This is a genomic window from Aeromonas molluscorum 848, from assembly GCF_000388115.1.
GTDB classification, from domain to species: domain Bacteria; phylum Pseudomonadota; class Gammaproteobacteria; order Enterobacterales; family Aeromonadaceae; genus Aeromonas; species Aeromonas molluscorum.
In genome coordinates, this window is record NZ_AQGQ01000012.1 from 1 (window position 1) to 20706 (window position 20706).

At 60.0% G+C, this 20706-nt stretch carries 22 protein-coding genes; 15 read left to right on the forward strand and 7 right to left on the reverse strand.

Features of this window, described 5'->3' with window-relative positions; genetic code table 11:
• From G113_RS03540 to G113_RS03550, 3 genes are all read right to left on the reverse strand, one after another.
• Positions 1-660 (reverse strand): SDR family NAD(P)-dependent oxidoreductase (locus tag G113_RS03540; RefSeq protein ID WP_005893629.1); only part of this gene is annotated, 660 nt, incomplete at its 3' end.
• A gap of 23 nt (positions 661-683) precedes the next feature.
• Positions 684-1313, reverse strand: coding sequence for a TIGR04219 family outer membrane beta-barrel protein (locus G113_RS03545; protein ID WP_005893630.1), 630 nt, complete (start codon positions 1311-1313; stop codon positions 684-686).
• Between the two features lie 99 nt (positions 1314-1412).
• A complete protein-coding gene (locus G113_RS03550) occupies positions 1413-1856 on the reverse strand; it encodes a copper chaperone PCu(A)C (protein WP_005893633.1) in 444 nt (147 codons plus the stop codon).
• Positions 1857-1945: 89 nt separating this feature from the next.
• Between G113_RS03550 and G113_RS03555 the strand changes: the two genes are divergently transcribed.
• The gene (locus tag G113_RS03555; protein WP_005893636.1) at positions 1946-2695 is read left to right on the forward strand and encodes an enoyl-CoA hydratase-related protein; all 750 of its coding nucleotides are present in this window, start codon (positions 1946-1948) and stop codon (positions 2693-2695) included.
• Positions 2696-2734: 39 nt separating this feature from the next.
• Here the strand turns inward: G113_RS03555 and G113_RS03560 are convergent, their stop codons facing one another.
• Complete coding sequence (locus G113_RS03560) at positions 2735-3211, reverse strand: DUF2753 family protein (RefSeq protein ID WP_005893637.1); 477 nt, start codon at positions 3209-3211, stop codon at positions 2735-2737.
• A gap of 171 nt (positions 3212-3382) precedes the next feature.
• On the opposite strand from G113_RS03560, the gene G113_RS03565 reads away from it, so the two are divergent.
• The 5 genes from G113_RS03565 to G113_RS03585 all read left to right on the forward strand — a co-directional run bounded on the left by G113_RS03565 (position 3383) and on the right by G113_RS03585 (position 9938).
• Positions 3383-5161 (forward strand): ATP-binding protein, encoded by a 1779-nt coding sequence (locus tag G113_RS03565; protein ID WP_152435940.1) that lies wholly within the window; start codon positions 3383-3385, stop codon positions 5159-5161.
• A gap of 88 nt (positions 5162-5249) precedes the next feature.
• A complete protein-coding gene (locus G113_RS03570) occupies positions 5250-6608 on the forward strand; it encodes a sigma-54-dependent transcriptional regulator (protein WP_005893639.1) in 1359 nt (452 codons plus the stop codon).
• Between the two features lie 341 nt (positions 6609-6949).
• Complete coding sequence (locus G113_RS03575; RefSeq protein ID WP_005893640.1) at positions 6950-7936, forward strand: TRAP transporter substrate-binding protein; 987 nt, start codon at positions 6950-6952, stop codon at positions 7934-7936.
• A 56-nt stretch (positions 7937-7992) separates the two neighbouring features.
• Positions 7993-8529: a TRAP transporter small permease gene (locus G113_RS03580; protein WP_005893642.1), complete on the forward strand. Its 537-nt coding sequence runs from the start codon at positions 7993-7995 to the stop codon at positions 8527-8529.
• Between the two features lie 5 nt (positions 8530-8534).
• Positions 8535-9938, forward strand: coding sequence for a TRAP transporter large permease (locus G113_RS03585; protein ID WP_005893643.1), 1404 nt, complete (start codon positions 8535-8537; stop codon positions 9936-9938).
• Positions 9939-10029: 91 nt separating this feature from the next.
• Here the strand turns inward: G113_RS03585 and G113_RS03590 are convergent, their stop codons facing one another.
• Positions 10030-10731, reverse strand: a complete 702-nt coding sequence (locus G113_RS03590) for a ParB-like protein (protein WP_040318871.1) — start codon at positions 10729-10731, stop codon at positions 10030-10032.
• A 163-nt stretch (positions 10732-10894) separates the two neighbouring features.
• Between G113_RS03590 and G113_RS03595 the strand changes: the two genes are divergently transcribed.
• The gene (locus G113_RS03595; protein WP_005893649.1) at positions 10895-12499 is read left to right on the forward strand and encodes a peptide ABC transporter substrate-binding protein; all 1605 of its coding nucleotides are present in this window, start codon (positions 10895-10897) and stop codon (positions 12497-12499) included.
• Between the two features lie 147 nt (positions 12500-12646).
• Positions 12647-12973 (forward strand): hypothetical protein, encoded by a 327-nt coding sequence (locus G113_RS03600; RefSeq protein WP_040318872.1) that lies wholly within the window; start codon positions 12647-12649, stop codon positions 12971-12973.
• Between the two features lie 130 nt (positions 12974-13103).
• Here the strand turns inward: G113_RS03600 and G113_RS21445 are convergent, their stop codons facing one another.
• Together G113_RS21445 and dusA are read right to left on the reverse strand one after the other, a co-directional pair.
• The gene (locus G113_RS21445) at positions 13104-13259 is read right to left on the reverse strand and encodes a hypothetical protein (RefSeq protein ID WP_005893651.1); all 156 of its coding nucleotides are present in this window, start codon (positions 13257-13259) and stop codon (positions 13104-13106) included.
• A 2-nt stretch (positions 13260-13261) separates the two neighbouring features.
• Complete coding sequence (gene dusA / locus G113_RS03605; protein ID WP_040318876.1) at positions 13262-14245, reverse strand: tRNA dihydrouridine(20/20a) synthase DusA; 984 nt, start codon at positions 14243-14245, stop codon at positions 13262-13264.
• Between the two features lie 552 nt (positions 14246-14797).
• On the opposite strand from dusA, the gene ytfQ reads away from it, so the two are divergent.
• From ytfQ to G113_RS03640, 7 genes are all read left to right on the forward strand, one after another.
• The gene (gene ytfQ / locus G113_RS03610; RefSeq protein ID WP_005893653.1) at positions 14798-15757 is read left to right on the forward strand and encodes a galactofuranose ABC transporter, galactofuranose-binding protein YtfQ; all 960 of its coding nucleotides are present in this window, start codon (positions 14798-14800) and stop codon (positions 15755-15757) included.
• A 90-nt stretch (positions 15758-15847) separates the two neighbouring features.
• The gene (locus tag G113_RS03615; protein WP_005893655.1) at positions 15848-17350 is read left to right on the forward strand and encodes a sugar ABC transporter ATP-binding protein; all 1503 of its coding nucleotides are present in this window, start codon (positions 15848-15850) and stop codon (positions 17348-17350) included.
• Between the two features lie 8 nt (positions 17351-17358).
• On the forward strand, positions 17359-18375 hold the full coding sequence (gene ytfT / locus G113_RS03620) for a galactofuranose ABC transporter, ATP-binding protein YtfT (RefSeq protein WP_005893657.1): 1017 nt from the start codon (positions 17359-17361) through the stop codon (positions 18373-18375).
• The gene (gene yjfF / locus G113_RS03625; protein ID WP_005893660.1) at positions 18368-19381 is read left to right on the forward strand and encodes a galactofuranose ABC transporter, permease protein YjfF; all 1014 of its coding nucleotides are present in this window, start codon (positions 18368-18370) and stop codon (positions 19379-19381) included. The genes ytfT and yjfF overlap by 8 nt, the downstream gene beginning before the upstream one ends.
• 165 nt (positions 19382-19546) lie before the next feature.
• Entirely contained in the window at positions 19547-20005 is a 459-nt protein-coding gene (zur, locus tag G113_RS03630) for a zinc uptake transcriptional repressor Zur (protein WP_005893662.1), read from the forward strand.
• Positions 19995-20456, forward strand: coding sequence for a chemotaxis protein CheX (locus tag G113_RS03635; RefSeq protein ID WP_005893663.1), 462 nt, complete (start codon positions 19995-19997; stop codon positions 20454-20456). The genes zur and G113_RS03635 overlap by 11 nt, the downstream gene beginning before the upstream one ends.
• Positions 20457-20461: 5 nt before the next feature.
• Positions 20462-20686 (forward strand): hypothetical protein, encoded by a 225-nt coding sequence (locus tag G113_RS03640; protein WP_005893664.1) that lies wholly within the window; start codon positions 20462-20464, stop codon positions 20684-20686.
• The last annotated feature ends 20 nt before the right edge of the window (positions 20687-20706 follow it).

Sequence of the window (20706 nt, forward strand, 5' to 3'; positions counted from 1 at the left end):
GAGGTCGGTCACATGGCAGCTGCTGCGCGCCGCCAGGGCATCGAGCATATATTCGGCAGCGTCCTCCGGGGTCATGAAATCACTCGAGTCCACATGATCCGAGTTGTCCCAGAATTCACTGCGAATGCCGCTTGGATAGAGGTTGACCAATCGCAGCGGACTGCTCTTGGTCTCGGCGCGCAAAGATTCGAGAAAACCGCGCATGCCCCATTTGGAGGCGCAATAGAGGCTTTCGTTGGCCTTGCCAACCTGGGCAGCCGAAGAGAGCACGTTGGCCAGTACTCCCCCCCGCTCCCCGATGAGCCGCACCGTCTGCTGGGCCACCAGAATGGTGGAGATCAGATTATTCTCCACCACCCGGCGCACCTGTGCGGCGGTATACACCCCGATGGGTCCAAACTCGCCCACCCCGGCGCAATGGATCACCAGATCCGGCAGACCGCCCCACTCCACTGCGGAGGCGAAGGCCATCTCCACCGCCTCATGGTGGGAGAGATCCACCGCGATACCGGTCACGGCCTCACCAAACTCGGCCTCCAGTGCCTGCAATTTCTGGTAACGGCGTCCCATCATGGCCACCCGGTGACCGCGAGCCACCAGCCCGCTCGTCAAGGCGCGGCCCAGACCTGACCCCGCTCCCGTCACAATAATGTTGCCCATGAAGAACCCTCGTTACCGTGACATTAGAAGCTGAATTCGGCGCCGGCGAACCAGCCATCTATGCGCTGATCGACCTTGTCAAAGTCGACATCGACTTGACGCCAGCCAGCGCGCAGCTTGAGTGGCAGGGAGGAGAACTTGTAAGCACCACCCAGACGGTAGTCATAGTTGTCCGCATCCTGAACCCGGGCATCGCCAAAGGCAGAGAAGCCGGTCCCCGGCAGACGTACTTCGGCACCGGTGTAGGCCATCAGCACGTCCTTGTCATAGGAGTAGTGCTGGGTGTTGAAATCACCCTCGTAACGACGACCGGTCAGACCCAGATCGATCTGGAAGAGATCGTTGTTGAACAAGCGGTAGTAGAGGCTCAGATCATAGGCTTGCATATCGTTGTCGAAGGCTCCGCCGCTGGAGCTCAGATCGGACATTTCAAACTTGGCGTTGGGCAGCAGTATGATGCCATGTTCCAGTTGCAGGTAACCGCTCCAGTTGTTCTTGTCATCAAAGCTGCCGTTGGCACCGATGTCGTTGACGTGACCGCTACCTTCGGCATTCCAAATATCGCTGCCGGCGGCAAAGCGCCAGTCGTCGGCGGCCATGGCGGAGGTGCTCATCAGGGCAAGCAGGGAAGAGGCCAACAGTGTCTTTTTCATTATTAAACTCCAGAGAATGCGGGATTAGACCCGCATTTTACCTCGCTTATCCCCAATACCTAGCAAGATTATCCGCACAGCGACCAAACCTGACCCAGATTAGTGCTGCATACCCGCCGAAGGCGCGACCGGTTTCACCGGCAGCATCAGGCTCAGGGTCTGGCCATTGTCCAGACTCAGGGTCAGCGGGAAGGGGGTATCCTGACTGGGTTGATCCTTGAGTTCGAACAGCATGATGTGAAAGCTGCCCGGCTTGAGTGCCACCTCGCCCCTGGCCGGGATATCGATGCTCTCGACCTGGCGCATACGCATCACGCCATTCTCATGGAGGTGAGTATGCAGCTCGGCACGCGCCACCTCGGGCGAGCTGGCGCCGGTCAGTTTGACCGGCGTATCCCCATCATTTTTCAGCACCACGAACGCCGCCGTGTTGGGGGAACCAGGGGGCAGCAGACGCACATAGCCGTCACTGGCCGTGACGTTCGCCAGCACCGGGGCCGCCAATACCAAGGAGACAGCGGCATAAAACATGCGTTTTAACATGGTTGAAATCCTTTTATGAACTTGTTAAGAAAGGAAAAGTTTACTGCCAAGCGCCAAGCTTGAACAGATCACCAGCCAAGGATTGCGACATGAACAACCCCGTCATCAGTCAGCGCCTGCAAGGGGTACTGACCCTGACCCTGAATCGCCCCGCCAAACGAAACGCCCTCAATGGCGCCATGTATCAGGCATTGACCCATCAGTTGCGCGAGGCCGCGCTGGATACGGAAGTGCGGGTGGTTCTACTGCAGGGCCAGCACGATTGCTTCACCGCTGGCAACGATCTTGCCGACTTCATCGGCAAGGAGAGCCTCGACGAGGACGATCCCATCTTGCAGTTCCTGCACACCCTTGCCGATTTCCCAAAGCCGGTGATTGCCGCCGTCGCCGGAGCGGCGGTCGGCATTGGCACCACCCTGCTGCTGCACTGCGATCTTGTCTATCTGGCGGATAACGCTAGGCTGCAACTGCCCTTCGTCGAGCTGGGTCTGGTGCCGGAGTTTGCCTCCAGCCTTTTGCTGCCAAGGGCCGTGGGTCACCTCAAGGCCTGCGAGCTGCTCTTGCTGGCAGACCCCATCTCGGCCCAGGAAGCGCTGAGCCTCGGCCTGGCCAACCAGGTGCTGGCCCCTGACGATCTATTGGCCCATGCCAAACACCAGGCCGAGCGACTCGCCGCCAAGCCCCCCTTGGCCCTGCAGCGCAGCAAGGCTCTGCTCAAGCAGGAGCTCAGGCAGGCGGTTCATTTCGTGATAGACACAGAGGCGCGCGCCTTCTCCCTGGCGCTGCAGGGGGAAGAGGCGCAAGCGCGCATCGCCCGCAAGCTGGCCCCCAGGGGATAAACGGGCCGCCGCGCTGCCGGCCAGCTTGGTTCAGACCCATCAGTTGAGGCGAAACCGGCCAATCAGCTCGCAGCCTTGCATGATGTCCTGACTCTGGATCAGCCTGGCTATCTCGGGATTGGGATGACGGCGCAGAAAACCGAGCAGGGCGGCACGACAGCAACCCAGCTCGCTGATGAGGGACTGGCACCCCTTGTGGGGGCACTGGGGCACCAGAGCCGTCACCAATTCGGCGGCAAGCTTGAGATAACGCAACTCATAGTTGGGCTCCCCCATAGCACGCCAGAAGTCGGCGAGACGATGGCAGGTAGCAACCCGCATGGTGGCCAGCCCTTCAAGGTCGATGGTGACGGGCCTGCTCTGCTCGTCGACGGGTTCAGAGATGACGCCGAGGGCCTGCTGATAGAGGCAGACCGCTGAGCCGAGCGCCCCCTGATCCAAGGAGTGCTCGGCTTCTATCATGTAACGCTGCCAGTGCGCCTCTGTGTTGTCCGGCCTGGTGAATGCCTGTGCCATGAGAGACCTCCTTACTTGAATGAGGCCTATCATGATGCCTAAACGAGAATGAATATCAAGCTGACAGATTGTGCAGGGTCTCTTCTCCTGTCGCCCCCATCACACTCTGTCGTCGGCGTCGCCCCCTCTCAAGCCGGGACAGGTTAAGATGATGCCAACCTAAGGAAGGGCATGATGAACAATGGAAGTCGGGGCCTGCTGATCGGCCTCTGGGTCACCTTGATGGTGGTGGTCGCCTTCACGGCACGTCAGTGGGGGCTGGAGAGCCTGCGCCAGCAGGCCAGGATAGACAACGAGCGCCTGGCGGGTCGCCTGCTGATCGAGCTCGACAAGTACCGCCGCCTGCCGGCCCTCATCGCAACCCGCACCGAGTTGCAGCAGGCGCTGCTGCAGCAATTCCCCCCCTATCGGCTCCACCCCCTGCTGGAGCAGTACAACGAGATCCTGGGCACGGATGCCATCTATCTCATGACGGACAAGGGGGAGGTGATCTCCGCCAGCAACTGGCGCCAGTCCGACAGCTTCGTCGGGGACAACTACCATTTTCGCCCCTATTTCCGCCAGGCGATGCAGGGCAAGCCCGGCAGCTACTTCGCCCTCGGCCAGCGCTCGGGGCGGCGGGGCTACTACTTCTCCTATCCGGTGCAGGATGGCGATCGCCGCCTCGGCGTCGTGGTGGTCAAGGTGGCGCTCTCTCTGATCGATGAGCGCTGGGCCCGCAGCGATCTCGACTACCTGCTCACCGACGAATACGGTGTCGTCTTCTTCGCCTCTCAGCCCGACTGGCTCTATCGTCCCCTGGTCCAGCTCGATCAGGCCACCCGCAACATCCTGGCCGAAGAGCGTAAATACGGAGACAGACTGGGCGCCCCCTTGAGCGACCTTGCCTCCCTCGGCCTGCTGCGCAGTCAGAACGAGTGGCACTGGGGCCAGGGCTATCTCTTTACCGGCACCGCCATGCCGACGGCTGGCTGGCACCTCTATACCCTGGAGCCACTCCATGACTTGCGGCCCATCATTGCCAAGGCCCTGGCCAGTTTCGCCCTGATCTCCCTGTTACTGCTGATGATCTGGCTCTACTGGCGCCAGGTGCTGCTCGGTCGCGCCCGGCTGGCCCGGCTCAACAACTTGCTGGAACACAAGGTCAACCAGCGTACCCGGGCCCTCTCCACCAGTAACCAGGATCTGGTCGCCACCCTGGACAAGTTCCGCCAGACCCAGCGCGAGCTGGTCGATACCCAGGAACAGCTGGTACAGACTGCCAAGCTGGCCCTGCTCGGCGAGATGTCTGCCGGTATCAACCATGAGCTCAATCAACCTCTGGCCGCCATGCGGGCCTACGGTGAGAATGCATTGCAACTGCTCGACAAGGGCCGCCTCGACAGTTGCCGCGACAATCTTTTGCAAATCAATGACCTCAACCACCACATGAGCGAGTTGGTGGCCCGCTTCAAGGTGTTCGCCCGCAAGGGGGAGCAGACGCTGCAGGCGGTGGCGCTGCAACCCGTGATTCATGCCAGCCTCTCCCTCCTGCACGGCCAGATGATCAAGCAGGGACTGCTGGTCGAAACTCGCCTGCCAGCAGACCTCCTCTATGTGCGCGCCGATGCGGTCCAGCTTGAGCAGGTGCTGGTCAACCTGCTGCACAACGCCCTGCAGGCCTGTACCAATTGCGGCCCCCCCCGGGTCTGGCTCGAGGTGGAAAACCAAGCGGAGCAAGTGACCATTGCCATCATCGACAATGGCCCAGGCCTGGCCGTCGAGGCCAGGCAGCTGTTTGCCCCTTTCTACACCACCAAATCCCAGGGGCTGGGGCTGGGGTTGACCATATCGCTGCGCATCATTAACGCCTTTGGCGGCAGCCTGGATGCCACCAATGATCCCAGGGGCGGAGCCCGCTTCACCATCACGCTGCCCGCGGTTGACCCCAGCCGGAGAAGTCCCCTGTGAAGCAACTCCGCTCCCACCATGATGTCGTGATCCCCCGTTGCCATCTTACCCGCACAACCCTGCTCACCACGCCCTCGAGGAGGCCGACATGAACCAAGTCATGCTGATCGACGATGAACATCACCTGCGGCTCTCCCTCGGCCAGACCCTGGAGCTGGCCCAGTGGCAGGTCACCACCTTCGCCAGCGCCACCGAGGCCCTGCCCCATATCCGGGCGCAGTGGCCCGGCATCATCATCAGCGACATCAACATGCCCGGCATGAACGGCATCGCCCTGCTCGAAGAGATCATGCGCCGTGACCCCGAGCTGCCGGTGATACTGCTCACCGGCCATGGGGATATCTCGACGGCGGTGCAGGCCATTCGCCTGGGTGCCTACGACTTCATCGAGAAGCCGTTTGGCACCGAACAGTTGCTGGAAGTCGTGCGCCGCGCCAGTGACAAGCGGCGCCTGGTGCTGGAAAATCGCGAACTGCGCAGCGAACTGGAAGCCCAGAGCGGACCGGGCCCCAGACTGCTCGGCGCCCACCCGGCCATCAAGCGGCTGCGCCAGATCCTCACCCACATCAAGGATGCCCCCGCCGACGTGCTCATCATGGGCGAGACGGGGTGCGGCAAGGAGCTGGTCGCCCGCTTCCTGCACGACCATTCGGTGCGCGCCGCCGAGCCCTTCGTCGCCATCAACTGCGGTGCCGTGCCCGAGACCATGATAGAGAGCGAGCTGTTTGGCTTCGAGGCTGGCGCCTTTACTGGTGCCCAGAAGCGACGGGTCGGCAAGATAGTCTGGGCCGACAAGGGCACCCTCTTCCTCGACGAAATTGAGAGCATGCCGATGGCGTTGCAGATCAAGCTGCTGCGGGTGCTGGAAGACAGAAAGGTAGAACCGCTCGGCACCAACCAGCTGATCACCCTGGACATACGGGTACTGGCTGCCAGCAAGATGGACCTGAAGAAGCTGGTCGAGCAGGGCACTTTTCGCGCCGACCTCTATTACCGACTCAACGTAGTGAGGGTGGATATCCCCCCATTGCGCGAACGCAAGGAGGATGTGCCCCTCCTGTTCGAGAACTTCCTGCGGGTGGCCGCTACCCGCTACCAGCTGGCGCCGCCGCGCCTGGGTGCAGAGCAACGCGCCTGGCTGTTGGCCCACGACTGGCCGGGCAACGTGCGCGAGCTGCGCAACCTGGCCGAGCGCTGCGTGCTGATGGGAGAAGAGGGGGCCTTTGCCGATCTCAGCCTGGGTTGCGAGGCCCTGACCCTGGCCGAACAGGTCGACCGGTTCGAGCGCATCCTGCTGACCGACACCCTGAGCCAGCATCGCGGGCGCCTGAAAGAGGTTCAGGAGGTGCTCGGCCTGCCGCGCAAGACCCTGTACGACAAGATGCGCAAATATGGCCTCGACAAGCAGGATTACAAGCTCGGAGACGACACAGGCGAGGCGTCTTGAACCTCAGAATGTGCAAAGAGCGAGCACTTGCCTGGCCTCTCTCGCCGCGCCCCTGCTTTCGCCGAGAGAAGACAGGAGAGAGGGGATAGTCGAGGCATTGCGGCCCCTTCTCCCCCCACATTTCACCATTCGGGCTGTCGCATCCCCCCCCTCATGGGCGGATCCCCACCCGCGCCATCCCGCCTATGGGGGGATTCCCACCCCCTTTTCGCCCCTCCTCTCACCCGGCCATGACCAGCCACGGCCCGCGGTTAATGGAATGTTGCTAAATTGATCCTTTTGGCACGCAAGTTGCCATGATTAATGGGAATGACCTGAACCCACACACAAGGATGACCACAATGACTTTCAGAACCCGCGCCCTGACCGCAGCCCTCACCCTGGCGCTTGGCATCTCCTCGGCCATCGCCGCCCCCATAGAACTCAAGTTCTCCCACGTAGTGGCAGACAACACCCCCAAAGGCCAGATGGCAAACCACTTCAAGAAGTTGGTGGATGAGCGCCTTAAGGGGCAGGTGGAGGTCAAGGTCTATCCCAGCTCCCAGTTGTTCGGGGATGGTAAGGAGCTCGAAGCCATGCTGCTCGGTGACGTGCAGATGATCGCCCCCTCCCTCTCCAAGTTCCAGAAATACACGGATCAGCTGCAGATCTTCGACCTGCCCTTCCTGTTCAACGACATGGCCGCCGTCGACCGATTCCAGCAGGGCAAGGAGGGCCAGGCCATGCTGGGCTCCCTCGAAAAATATGGCCTGGTGGGTCTGGGCTACCTGCACAACGGCATGAAGCAGATCTCCGCCAGCAACCCCCTCAAGACCCCGGCGGATGCCAAGGGCAAGAAGTTCCGCATCCAGACCTCGGACGTGCTGGCCGCCCAGTTTGAAGCCATCCATGCCGTGCCGGTGAAAAAGCCCTTCGCCGAGGTGTTCACCCTGCTGCAAACCAAGGCCATCGATGGCCAGGAGAACACCTGGTCCAACATTTACTCCCAGAAGTTCTTCGAGGTGCAGCCCTATATCACCGAGACCAACCACGGGGTGCTGGATTACCTGATAGTCACCAACGCCGAGTTCTGGAACGGCCTGCCAGACAATGTGCGTAGCGAGCTAAAAAAAGCGCTGGATGAATCCGTCACCTTCGGCAACAAGATTGCCGCCGAGAAAGACAGTGAAGACAAGACGGCCATCTTCGCCTCCGGCAAGAGCCAGCTGATAACTCTGACCGATGCCGAACGCAACCAGTGGGTGGAGGCCATGAAGCCGGTCTGGAAGCAGTTTGAAGGGGCCATCGGCAAGGAACTCATCGACGCCGCCGTCGCCGCCAATCAGTAGTCAGGAACCAGAAGGCCCCTGCCACCAAAGGCGGGGGCTCTCTCAGGAATCATCCTATGAAAAAACTCATTTATCAGCTGGAGGAGACCATCATAGGTCTGCTCCTGGTCAGCACAACACTGCTGGTCTTCATCGAAGTGGTGCTGCGCTTCTTCTTCGACACCGGCCTGCTCTGGGCACAGGAGCTGACCCTCAACCTCTGCGCATGGATGGTGCTGTTTGGCGCCTCATGGGGAGTGCGAGTCGGGGCTCATATCGGGGTGGATGCCTTCATCAAGGTGCTCCCCAGCCATTGGCAACGCCGCCTCACCCTGTTGGCCGTTGGCCTCTGCCTGCTCTACTGCGGTTTCTACTTCTACGGCGCCTGGGTCTACCTGACCAAACTCAAGATGATCGGCATCGAGATGGAGGATCTGCCCATTCTGCGCTGGCAGGCCATGAGCATTCTGCCCATTGGTCTGGCGCTGCTGTTTTTCCGCTTCTTCGGGGTCGGTGTCATGGTATGGCGCGGCCAGATGCAGGGCTTCGCCCTGGCCGATGAGGCGCGCGAGAGCATGCACCTCATCGACAATGACCCGAATCAGAAGGTATAAGCACAATGGCAACCCTGACCCTGTTTACCCTGCTGATCCTCACCATGTTGCTCGGCATGCCCATCGCGGTGGCCCTCGGCCTCTCCAGCGTCACCACCATACTGCTCTTTTCCAACGACTCCCTCGCCTCTCTGGCGCTCAAGTTGTTCGAGGCGACCTCGGAGCACTACACCCTGCTGGCCATTCCCTTCTTCGTGCTGTCGTCAGCCTTCTTGTCGACCGGTGGCGTGGCCAAGCGGATCATCAACTTCGCCATGGACTCCGTCGGCCATATCCGTGGTGGCCTCGCCATGGCCTCCGTCATGGCCTGCATGCTGTTCGCCGCCGTGTGCGGCTCGAGCCCTGCGACCGTGGCCGCCATCGGCAGCATCGTCATCGCGGGCATGGTCCGCTCCGGTTACCCCCAGGCCTTTGCCGCCGGAGTGATCGCCAATGCTGGCACCTTGGGGATACTGATCCCTCCCTCCATCGTCATGCTGGTCTATGCGGCGGCGACCGAAGTATCGGCATCGCGCATGTTCATGGCGGGCTTCCTGCCCGGGCTCATGATGGGGGGGCTCATCATGGTGGTCATCTATGTAGTGGCCCGCATCAAAGGGCTGCCGAGCCAGCCCTTCCCGGGGGTCGTCACCCTGCTTGGCAGCGGTGGCAAGGCCCTCGGCGGTCTCTTCCTCATCATATTGGTGCTGGGCTCCATCTACGGGGGCATCGCCAGCCCGACCGAGGCCGCCGCTGTGGCGGCAGTCTACGCCTTCTTCATTGCCGTCTATGGCTATCGCGACATAGGTCCGCTCAAGGGGGTGGCCTGGCGCAACGAGGGGGAATCCTTGGTCGCCGCCAGCCTGCGCAATCTGGTGCTGCTGCCGCTCTCCTTGCTCAAGTCCCCCTTCAACGGGGAAGTGGGTCATGTGGTCCGTGATGCCGCCAAGGTAAGCATCATGCTGCTGTTCATCATCAGCAATGCCATGTTGTTTGCCCATGTGCTCACCTCCGAGCGGATCCCCCACGCCATCGCCGAGACCATCATCGCCTGGGGTCTGCCTGCCTGGGGTTTCCTCATTGTGGTCAATATCTTGCTGCTGCTGGCAGGCAACTTTATGGAGCCCTCGGCCATAGTGCTGATCATGGCGCCGATATTGTTCCCCATCGCCATGCAACTGGGCATAGACCCCATCCATCTGGGGATCATCATGGTGATCAACATGGAGATAGGCATGCTGACGCCACCGGTGGGGCTCAACCTGTTCGTGACGGCCGGCATCACGGGGCAGAGCATGGGGTGGGTGATCCGCGCCTGCCTGCCCTGGGTTGGCTTCCTGCTGCTGTTCCTCATGCTCATCACCTATGTGCCCCAGATAACCCTGTTCCTGCCCGAATATCTGGATGGCCCCAGTCTGCCGGCGCCCTGACAGGCGCCCATGCCACCAATGCCAAGCGCCACCCCAGGGGTGGCGCTTTTTTTCAAGGCAAAACCGCCCGAGGGCGACCAGTCAGGGCAGTTCAGCTGCGCGGTGGATTGGTGCTGCACTGCTTGCCAGGATAGCCGGGCAACGCATCTGCACCCCGGCTGCAGGCAAGCCGCTTGGCCTGCTGCAGACTGGCGGCCAAGTTGGCTTGCGTGACGGGCTGCCACTGCATCTGCTGACCCAGCCAGCTCGCCCAGGCAAACTCGACGAAGTAGGCCCGCTTGTTCTTCTGGAAGTAACCGGCGTCCTGCAGCAGCCCCGCCAGGGTGCGATAAGGATAGTCAGGCAGAGTACCTATACGGGTCGGCAACTGCTGGGGAGTGATGGGCTGGCCCTGCTCATTCTTGAGCCAGGCCCAATGATTGTTCTGCATCTGACTCCAGAATGAGCCCTTGTCTTGCAGCCGGGCTATCACCTTGACCCGAGCTTCCTTGATGCCCGATTGCCAGAGTGCCGTGGTGAGGTGATGACGGTCCACCAGCCAATAGCCGCCATCCGGGGCGATGACGACGGGGATCTCCTTCTTCTTCATCAACTTGTCGAGCTGCTTGGCAGACTTGCCCACCAGTTCGCGCGCTGTCTCGTCCACCTGCAACTGGCCTACGCCCGCTTGGGTCGGGTGCAGCTTGGCTATGCTCACCTGACACCAGCTTCCCACCGGGCTGCTCGACTGACAGGTATCCAGTGCCCAGGCGCCCTGACTCAGCAACCCCAGTAACAACCACCCTAGTCTCATCCTCTTCCCTCACCCTATCCTGTTCACACCCGATAAAAAGGGTCCATAAGCGCCTTGCCGACCGCTGGCGGTCTGACCAGCATTGGGGATATCATGTTTCCCCAGCAACAGGCGAGCATTTATCGCCGACTTTTCTCCCCGCTTCACATTTAAGGATCCGACCATGACAGGATGGCGCCCCTTGCTGTTACTGCTGGCCATGGGCTCGGCCCAGGCCGCCGATATCCCATCCGATGCCAAACTCGCCGCCGATCAGAGTCTGGTGCGCCATCTCAAGGATGAACCCAGCAGCCTGAGCCCCCTCAAACTGGTCGGCCTGCCCGAATTGCAGGTCGTGCGGGATCTGTTCGAAGGATTGCTGACCCAGGGGGCTGACGGCAGCGTCCAGCCCGGGGTAGCCCAGCACTGGCGCAGCGATGACAACCAGCACTTCCTGTTCGAGCTGCGCAAGGACGCCGCCTGGTCAAACGGAGATCCGGTCACCGCCAGCGATTTTGTCTACAGCTGGCGCCGTCTGGTCGATCCCAAGGAGGCCGCGACCTTCGCCTGGTTTGCCCAGCTGGCCCATTTCGACAACGTGGACAAGATAGTGGCCGGTGAACTGAACCCGGACCGGCTCGGGGTCGAGGCCGTCGATGATCACACACTCAAGGTGACCCTCTCCCAACCTGTGCCCTATTTCCTCAATCTGCTGACCCACCCCAGCCTCTCCCCCCTGCATGAGGCCAGCATAGTGAGCGAAGGCAGCGCCTGGACCCAGCCCGGCAAGCTGGTCGGCAATGGCGCCTTCGTGCTGGCTGAGCGCGTGGTCAACGAGCGGCTCGATCTGCGGCCCAATCCCCACTACTGGGACAACGCCCACACAGTGCTGACCAAGGTGACTTTCTTGCCAATCAATCAGGAGAGCGCGGCGACCCAACGCTACCTGGCCGGAGACATCGACATCACAGAGTCGTTCCCCAAGGAGCGCTACGCCAAGCTTATCAAGGAGATCCCGGCCGAGGTTTACACACCGGAGCAGCTCGGCACCTACTACTACGCCTTCAATACCCGCCAGGCTCCCCTCGATGATGTGCGAGTGCGCAAGGCGCTCTCCTATGCCATCGACAGGCCGCTCATCGCCAGCAAGGTACTGGGCACCGGGGAGAAGCCGGCCTATCACTTCACCCCGGATGTGACTGCCCACTTCAGCCCCAAGCCGAATCCGCTCTCGACCCTGAGCCAGGACGAGCTCGATACCCAGGCCAAACGGCTATTGGCCGAAGCAGGCTATGGCCCGGCCCATCCCCTGGAGCTGACCCTGCTCTATAACACGGCCGAGGTGCACAAGAAGCTGGCACTGGCCGTTGCCAGCATGTGGAAGCAGAAACTCGGCGCCAAGGTGCAACTCACCAATCAAGAGTGGAAAAGCTATCTCGACAGCCGTCAAAGCGGCCAGTTCCAGGTGATCCGCTCCTCCTGGGTCGCCGACTATAACGACCCCTCCGCCTTCCTCGAGTTGTGGCGCAGCAGTAACAGCGGCAACATGGCCCGCTTCGCCAGCCCGGACTACGACGCCTTGCTGGATCAGGCATCACACAGCCGGGATCAGGCCAGCCGCAGCCAGCTATTCGACAAAGCCGAAACCCTGTTGCAGGAGCAGGCACCCATAGCTCCCATCTACCAGTACACCAATGCCAGGCTGATCAAACCCTGGCTCAAGGGGTACCCCATCAACAACCCGGAAGATGTGGCCTACAGTCGCCAGCTCTATCTGCTTGCCCACTAAGCAGCCCGGCCCGGTGGCCGCCACTGCGCGGCCACCCCGTTGGACAGACATCAGCCAGCCTCTTGCTGTCTTTGTCCTGTACCCAGGCAAAATTACCTCATAAAATAGCCGTTAATCAGCAACTTAGTGATAAATTACTCAGCCAACATGCCTCGTATTCTCCTGCTCTTATCCCTGCTCAGCCCCTTCGCTCAGGCTGTCACCCATGGCGCGCCTCAAAATAATAACGAGGACGAGTGTCGCCAGGCCTTCCAGCACTGGATGCTGGATCAACAGCAGCTGTTCAGCAATCGCAAGGCGAGCAAACAAGATCGCCGCCAGGCGGAGCGTGCCATCGATCTGGTGCGTGCCGAATATGAGAAGGGCGAAAGCTTCTGCCAGAGCATGGACTTGGCCAAACAGAGCAATGGAACCGATCCCCGCTTCAAACCCAGACGCGGCGAAGTCCACGACTTCATACCCGATCAAGGCTGATCCCCTCTCGCTGTCGACCCGTCCCCCTCCCCCATGCCGCATAGACTCAAACCCAACTCCGCTGGACAAATTGATGGTTGGCGGCAATAAAAAACCCCGCTCAAGGCGGGGTTTGTCTGCGTGCTGGCACTTAATCGAAGAAGTGATCCCGGTGCAAGCCAAATACCAGCGCGGCGCCTAGCAGGTAGAGGGCACTCAGCTTGATACCGAGAATAGCCAGCATGCCGACACAGAGGCGGACCAGCGCCTTGTGCAGCCAGGATCCAGTAAAGCGTGGGCGACCCATGCTCACACCACCCCTTCGGCGCGATATTCCGGTACCTTGGCCATGGCATCCAGCACGACCTGGATGCCGGCCCCCTGCTTGCAGGCATTCTCGCTCAGGTGGCGACGCCAGGCGCGGGCGCCCGGCATGTTCTGGAACAGCCCCAACATATGGCGAGTCACATGGGAGAGATAGTTGCCCTTGGCCAGCTCCTGCTCTATGTAGGGCAACATCATATGCACCACCTGATGACGGGAAGGCACGGCTCCCGTTTGGCCAAACAGCTGGCTGTCAACGTCGGCCAGGATATAAGGATTCTGATAAGCCTCACGACCCATCATGACCCCATCGAGCCGGGCCAGATGGTTCAGGCTATCTTCCAGCGTGGTGACGCCGCCGTTGAGGGCGATGGTCAGTTCGGGATAATCCCGTTTGACCCGATAGACCCGTTCGTAATCCAGTGGCGGGATCTCGCGGTTCTCGCGGGGGCTAAGACCGCTCAGCCAAGCCTTGCGGGCATGGACAATGAAGGTTTCGCAACCGGCATCCCGCACCTGCTCGATGAAAGCCTGCAAAAACTCGTAAGAGTCCTGATCGTCGATGCCGATCCGGGTCTTCACCGTCACTGGAATGTCCACCACGTCGCGCATCGCCTTGACGCAATCGGCCACCAGGGCAGGTTCACCCATCAGGCAGGCCCCGAAGCGACCGTTCTGCACCCGATCCGAGGGGCAACCCACATTCAGGTTGATCTCGTCATAACCGCGCTCCTGGGCCAGCTTGGCGCAATGAGCCAGATCCACCGGATTGCTGCCACCCAGTTGCAGGGAGAGTGGATGCTCCTGCTCGCTATAACCCAGATAATCACCCTTGCCGTGAATGATGGCCCCCGTGGTGACCATCTCGGTATAGAGCAGGGTCTGGCGGCTCATCAGGCGGTGAAAGTAACGGCAGTGCCGGTCGGTCCAGTCCAGCATGGGCGCAATGGAAAACCGTTGGGCTGTCAGCGCCTTGGCAGGCTCTGCCAGGCTAGCTGAACGAGGGTGTTGATCATTGTGCTGTTGCTGAGTCATGTACGGCATATCCAGTGATGTATCTATATCTGCAGCTCACCCAAAGGAGCGATTCAGGCGCCAGGCGTCGCGACTGACGGCGTATCCATGCAACGAACGAAGCCAGCAAAAGCTGGCTTGCGCTCTTTTGGCGCACCCTTGGGTGCCTTGAAGAGGTGAGAGTATACAGGGGAAGGCCCGCTTTGGGCAGATGGAGAAGGGCGTCGAAGAGGCGGCCAGCCCAGATGCCCCTTCTCCCTGCCGTCGTCATGCTGGCAGGCCCAGTGTGGACAACATGGTCGGCGGTTGGAATTAATATGCAAACAAATCAAAGGGGGGCCTGCTGGATATATGAACTTACCTGCTGTTTGTATGAAGGATTATGCTGCTGAAAATTTTCTGTGAGCCACCTCCCGTCACCAATTCAGGGAGTCTCTACCCTTGAGTTTCACAATAACAAATAACCCAACCCTGTTTATTTCATAGCGCATAGCAAAGGAGTGTCATATGTATAAGAAGATAAAGCTGGCTGGGGTCATTAGTGCCATTCTACTCTCGGGTACTGTGTATTCTGCCAACATGACGGTGGGGTTTTCACAAATTGGATCCGAATCAGGCTGGCGCGCGGCAGAAACCTCCGTCGCCAAGAGTGAAGCAGAAAAACGTGGCATTACACTGAAAATTGCCGATGCCCAGCAAAAACAAGAGAACCAGATCAAGGCAATTCGTTCTTTTATTGCACAGGGTGTGGATGCCATTTTTATTGCCCCCGTCGTCCAGACCGGCTGGGACCCTGTTCTTCAGGAGGCGAAAGAGGCAGAGATCCCCGTCTTTTTGCTTGATAGAAATATCACGACCAAGGACGACTCCCTCTTCATGACGGGCGTGGCGGCAGACAGCGTGCATGAAGGGGCCGTAGCGGCCGAGTGGCTTATCAAGCAGCTCAATGGCCAGGCCTGCAATGTCGTTGAATTACAAGGCACTGTCGGTGCCAGCGTGGCCCTAGACAGGAAGAAAGGTTTCCTCGATGCGGTAGCGGCGGTGCCGACCATCAAGATCATCCGCACCCAGTCCGGCGACTTTACCCGCAGCAAGGGTAAGGAGGTCATGGAGAGCTTCATCAAAGCCGAGAGCAATGGCAAGAATATCTGCGCCGTCTATGCCCATAATGACGACATGGCGATAGGCGCCATTCAGGCCATTAAAGAGGCCGGACTGAAACCGGGTAAAGATATCAAAATTGTTTCCATCGATGGCGTACCAGATATATTCAAGGCCATGATAGCTGGCGAAACCAATGCTTCGGTTGAATTGACCCCCAATATGGCTGGCCCCGCCTTTGATGCACTGCTCGCCTATAAAAAAGATGGCAGCATGCCGCCAAAGAACATCAAGACCAAATCAATTCTGTTCCAACCTGACAGCGCACAGGCTCAGCTCGAGATGAAAAAGAGCATGGGTTATTAATACGACCAGCATGATGATGTGGTTATTTTTATAGGGCGCCATATAAGCATCGCACCTTATATGGCGCTTTATGTTGGAGCACATATTTCCATGCCAGAGAACAATGACACCGCAGTATTGAACGCCATCGGAATTTGCAAAGCCTTTCCGGGAGTCAGGGCACTGCACAAGGTCGATTTCTCCCTCAGACGAGGGGAGATAATGGCCCTGCTTGGCGAGAATGGGGCGGGCAAATCGACCCTGGTCAAGGCCCTCACCGGCGTCTATCCACTCGATGCCGGACGCATCCTGCTCGACGGCCACCAGATAATCCCCACGGATACGGCCCACGCCCAGCGCCTGGGGATTGGCACCGTCTACCAGGAGGTCAATCTGCTGCCCAACATGTCGGTGACCGACAATCTGTTCATCGGCCACGAACCCCGGCGGTTCGGCCTCATCGACCGTGCCACCATGGCCAGGCAAGCCAGCGCCATCATGGCCAGCTACGGCTTCGAGATGGATGTCTCGCTGCCGCTGGGGCACTACTCGGTTGCCATGCAGCAGATTGTCGCCATCGCGCGAGCCATCTCCCAATCGGTCAAGATCCTGATCCTCGATGAGCCGACGGCAAGCCTGGATACCAGTGAGGTGCAGATGCTGTTTGCCATCATGCGCGACCTCAGGGAGAGAGGGGTCAGCCTGATTTTCATTACCCATTTTCTCGATCAGGTGTATGAGGTCAGCGACCGCATCACAGTGCTGCGCAATGGCGAATTGGTCGGGACACATCCGACCGCCGCGCTGCCACAGCTGGAACTGGTCAAGATGATGCTGGGCCACGAGCTGGCAGACAACGCTCTCCAGCGTGCCGGCAAGACTCTGCGTAGCAACAAGCCTATGGTTTCATTCAAAAATTATGGCAAGAAGGGGGTGGTGGCCCCCTTCGACCTGGCAGTGATGCCGGGGGAGATAGTCGGCTTGGCCGGTCTGCTCGGCTCCGGTCGCACCGAAACCGCAGAGCTGCTCTTTGGCATTCAGGCAACAGACAGTGGCGAGTGCAGGGTGCGGGATAAGGTCGTCTCGATCCGCTCCGCTCGCAGCGCTTCCGCCCATGGGTTTGGCTTTTGCCCGGAGGATCGCAAAAACGCCGGCATCATCGCCTCGGCCTCGGTGCGAGAAAACATAGTGCTGGCCCTGCAAGCCCAGCGCGGCTGGCTGCGCCCCCTCTCTCGCAAGGAGCAGGACGATATCACGGCACGCTTCATCGAACAGCTGGCGATCAAGACCCCGGGGCCGGAGCAACCCATTCAGTATCTGTCCGGGGGCAATCAGCAGAAGGTGCTGCTGGCCCGCTGGCTGCTGACCAAGCCGCAATTTCTGATCCTGGACGAGCCCACCCGGGGCATAGATGTGGGGGCCCATGCCGAGATCATCCGTCTGATTGAGTCACTCTGCGCCAATGGCCTGGCCCTGCTGGTCATCTCGTCCGAGCTGGAGGAGTTGGTGGGGTATGCCGATCGGGTGATCGTATTACGAGACAGAAAGCAGGTGGCAGAACTGGCGACGGATCAACTCTCCGTGCCCGCCATCATGACCGCCATCGCCATGTGAGGCTCGATATGACGTCATCCATACTCCCGCTGCCCAGCAAGAGAACGCACAAGCGCCTGCCAACCGGTACGGCCCAATGCGGCGCCCTGCTCTGCGTGCTGCTGATCAATGCCCTGGTCGCCGACAACTTTTTTAACGTCCACATTCAGGATGGGCGCCTCTTTGGCAGCCTGATCGACATCCTCAACCGCTGCGCCCCGGTTGCCCTGCTCTCCCTTGGCATGACCCTGGTCATTGCCACGGGCGGCATCGACCTCTCCGTCGGGGCCGTGATGGCAATCAGTGGAGCAACCATGGCGAGCATGGCCGCCAGCGGTCACAGCATCCCCGTCATTCTCTGCTCCGTGATCGGCGTCGGTCTGCTGTGCGGCCTGTGGAATGGCATTCTGGTGGCCATCTTCCAGATCCAGCCCATAGTCGCAACCCTGATCCTGATGGTGGCGGGCCGTGGCATTGCCCAACTCATCACCGAGGGGCAGATCATCACCTTCAACAACGAGGCCCTGGCCTGGCTCGGCAGCGGCTCCTTCGGCTATCTGCCCACCCCCGTGGTCATCACTCTGATGGCGGCGCTGCTGATCTGGTTGCTGACCAAACGCACCGCCCTCGGGCTCTTCATCGAGGCAGTGGGGATCAACATCAAGGCAGCCAAGAATGCGGGCCTGAACACGGCCATGGTGGTGATATCCACCTATCTCGTCAGCGGCATGCTGGCTGCCGTTGCCGGCATGATAGTCGCGGCAGACATCAAGGGGGCAGATGCCAACAATGCCGGCCTCTGGCTGGAAATGGACGCCATACTGGCGGTGGTGATTGGGGGTACTTCGCTGATGGGCGGGCGCTTCAATCTCGCCCTTTCCCTAGTGGGCATCTTAATCATTCAGGGAGTCAACACGGGGATCCTGCTCTCCGGCTATCAGCCGCAGTGGAATCAGATCGTCAAAGCCATCGTGGTGCTGACCGTGCTCATCATGCAATCCCCCTCCCTCGGCCACCTGTTCCAGCGAGGGCCTCGCCATGTTTAAACGCAACCTCCCCCTGATGGTGACCATCCTGGTATTTGTGGTGGGCTATCTGGTGTGTCTGCTCGCCTTCCCCGCCTTTCTGTCCACTCGCATCATCTGCAACATACTGACGGACAATGCCTTTCTCGGGATAGTGGCGGTAGGCATGACCTTCGTCATCCTCTCTGGCGGCATAGACCTCTCGGTCGGCGCCGTGATCGCCTTCACCGGGGTCTTGCTGGCCAAGCTCATCGGCGATCTGGGGGTCAGCCCTTATCTGGCCATTCCCCTGATCCTGCTGCTGGGCGCCGCTTTTGGTGCCTGTATGGGCTGGCTGATTGATACCCTCAAGATCCCCGCCTTCATCATCACCCTGGCGGGCATGTTCTTTCTGCGAGGGGCCAGCTTTCTCATCTCGGAGCAGTCCCTGCCCATCGATCACCCGACCTTCACCTATCTGTCCGGTCTCTCATGGAAGCTGGCCGGCGGCGGACGCTTGAGCCTGCTCGCCCTGATCATGCTGGCCGTGGTCTTGCTTGGCATGTTGCTCGCCCACCGCACCCGCTTTGGCAACAATGTCTATGCCATCGGCGGCAATGCAGCCTCGGCGGCCCTGATGGGGATCCCGGTGCGCCAGACCACGATCCGCATTTATCTGCTCTCCACCACCCTGGCCACCCTGGCGGGCATAGTCTTTGCGCTCTACACCTCGGCAGGCTATCCACTGGCAGCCGTCGGCGTCGAGCTCGATGCCATCGCCGCCGTGGTGATAGGCGGCACCCTGCTCAGTGGCGGTGTGGGCACCGTGTTTGGCTCGCTGTTTGGCGTCCTTATCCAGGGCCTGATCCAGACCTATATCAACTTCGACGGCACCCTCAGCTCCTGGTGGACCAAGATCATCATCGGGGTATTGCTGTTCAGCTTCATTGGCTTGCAACGCATGTTGATCCTGTTTTCGGAGCACCGGAAAGCCAACAAACCGAGTCCGTTCACCCGAAAAGCCCCTGCTGCCGACGCCAGTGACTGATGACCCCCTGATGACCTGCGCCAGTTGAATCTGCCACAGGTCATCAGTGTGGCGCTGGCAGTGTCAGCGTCAGGACGTGGCAGCCATCACAAAATCAATTTTGACGCCACGCGCCAAGAGCCCCTATGTTAGTATCCGCAGACGATACAGGGCATTAACGTGATCATGAATCAAGACCAACTCCTACAAGCAGCCGAGCGTCTCTGCCAACAACGGGGCATCCGCTTTACTCCGACCCGACGCCAGGTATTTCGTCTGCTGGCCGCCCATGGCAACGCCATCAGCGCCTATGACCTGCTGGCCCAGTTGCAAAAAACTGAAGCCAATGCCAAGCCGCCAACCGTCTACCGAGCCCTGGATTTCCTGCTCGAGCAGGGATTTGCCCACAAGGTGGAGTCCCTCAATGCCTTCATCTTCTGTTGCCATTTCGGCCATGCCCACCCCATGCAGCTGCTGATCTGCGATCGCTGCGGTGATGTGGTCGAGTTGCATGATGATGCCATCGACCATGCATTCTCCGAGCAGGCTCGTCAGCACGGCTTTATTATTACCAACAAAACCATCGAGGCCCACGGGCAATGCGTTCGCTGCGCGCCTCCTGTAGGAAGTCAACATGAAGGCTGATTTTGTCAATCCGTTCCTGATTTCCCTGCTCAATGTGCTCTCTACCATGGCCCAGCTCGAGCTGACTCCGGGTAAACCCAAGCGCAAGACTGATGAGCTGGCCCGCGGTGATGTCTCAGGCCTCATCGGCATGGTAGGTCCCCAGACTCGGGGGTCACTCTCCATCAGCTTCGAGAAGGGACTGGCGCTTGAGATCATGCGCCGCATGCTGGGGGAAGCCCCGACCCATATCAATGAAGAGATCACCGACATGGTCGGCGAGATAACCAACATGGTCACAGGTGGCGCCAAGCGGATGCTGGGCGAAAAAGGTTATGAGTTCGACATGGCCACCCCGGTGATCGTTTCAGGCCCGAATCACACCATCACTCACAAGGCGGATGGCAGCAAGATCATGATGCCTTTCGAGTCCGAGTATGGCCGGGCCACCATCGAAATCTGCTTCGAGTAACGACCATGTGGACACTGTTGAAGTGGTTTCTTATCGGTTGGATCCTGCTGCTGATCCTCTCGGATATCGAGCTCAGCACCTCCATCTATCGCTACCAGGATAACAAGGTGGACATCAGCTTCCCACGCTGGGAGAGCAAGCACCCTTGGGCCACTTTCTCCTGGCACGCCGGTGAGACTCAGTTCCACTGGTATGGTCTGGCGGGCAAGCCCGCCACCGACCCGCTCTGAACGCGTACCGCTGACAAAAA

What these genes read in the sequence shown, in the direction of transcription:
- G113_RS03545 (WP_005893630.1), bottom strand. Translation starts at nt 1,313, where the DNA reads ATGAAAAAGACACTGTTGGCCTCTTCCCTGCTTGCCCTGATGAGCACC.
- G113_RS03550 (WP_005893633.1), bottom strand. Translation starts at nt 1,856, where the DNA reads ATGTTAAAACGCATGTTTTATGCCGCTGTCTCCTTGGTATTGGCGGCC.
- G113_RS03555 (WP_005893636.1), top strand. Translation starts at nt 1,946, where the DNA reads ATGAACAACCCCGTCATCAGTCAGCGCCTGCAAGGGGTACTGACCCTG.
- G113_RS03560 (WP_005893637.1), bottom strand. Translation starts at nt 3,211, where the DNA reads ATGGCACAGGCATTCACCAGGCCGGACAACACAGAGGCGCACTGGCAG.
- G113_RS03565 (WP_152435940.1), top strand. Translation starts at nt 3,383, where the DNA reads ATGATGAACAATGGAAGTCGGGGCCTGCTGATCGGCCTCTGGGTCACC.
- G113_RS03570 (WP_005893639.1), top strand. Translation starts at nt 5,250, where the DNA reads ATGAACCAAGTCATGCTGATCGACGATGAACATCACCTGCGGCTCTCC.
- G113_RS03575 (WP_005893640.1), top strand. Translation starts at nt 6,950, where the DNA reads ATGACTTTCAGAACCCGCGCCCTGACCGCAGCCCTCACCCTGGCGCTT.
- G113_RS03580 (WP_005893642.1), top strand. Translation starts at nt 7,993, where the DNA reads ATGAAAAAACTCATTTATCAGCTGGAGGAGACCATCATAGGTCTGCTC.
- G113_RS03585 (WP_005893643.1), top strand. Translation starts at nt 8,535, where the DNA reads ATGGCAACCCTGACCCTGTTTACCCTGCTGATCCTCACCATGTTGCTC.
- G113_RS03590 (WP_040318871.1), bottom strand. Translation starts at nt 10,731, where the DNA reads ATGAGACTAGGGTGGTTGTTACTGGGGTTGCTGAGTCAGGGCGCCTGG.
- G113_RS03595 (WP_005893649.1), top strand. Translation starts at nt 10,895, where the DNA reads ATGACAGGATGGCGCCCCTTGCTGTTACTGCTGGCCATGGGCTCGGCC.
- G113_RS03600 (WP_040318872.1), top strand. Translation starts at nt 12,647, where the DNA reads ATGCCTCGTATTCTCCTGCTCTTATCCCTGCTCAGCCCCTTCGCTCAG.
- G113_RS21445 (WP_005893651.1), bottom strand. Translation starts at nt 13,259, where the DNA reads ATGGGTCGCCCACGCTTTACTGGATCCTGGCTGCACAAGGCGCTGGTC.
- ytfQ (WP_005893653.1), top strand. Translation starts at nt 14,798, where the DNA reads ATGTATAAGAAGATAAAGCTGGCTGGGGTCATTAGTGCCATTCTACTC.
- G113_RS03615 (WP_005893655.1), top strand. Translation starts at nt 15,848, where the DNA reads ATGCCAGAGAACAATGACACCGCAGTATTGAACGCCATCGGAATTTGC.
- ytfT (WP_005893657.1), top strand. Translation starts at nt 17,359, where the DNA reads ATGACGTCATCCATACTCCCGCTGCCCAGCAAGAGAACGCACAAGCGC.
- yjfF (WP_005893660.1), top strand. Translation starts at nt 18,368, where the DNA reads ATGTTTAAACGCAACCTCCCCCTGATGGTGACCATCCTGGTATTTGTG.
- zur (WP_005893662.1), top strand. Translation starts at nt 19,547, where the DNA reads ATGAATCAAGACCAACTCCTACAAGCAGCCGAGCGTCTCTGCCAACAA.
- G113_RS03635 (WP_005893663.1), top strand. Translation starts at nt 19,995, where the DNA reads ATGAAGGCTGATTTTGTCAATCCGTTCCTGATTTCCCTGCTCAATGTG.
- G113_RS03640 (WP_005893664.1), top strand. Translation starts at nt 20,462, where the DNA reads ATGTGGACACTGTTGAAGTGGTTTCTTATCGGTTGGATCCTGCTGCTG.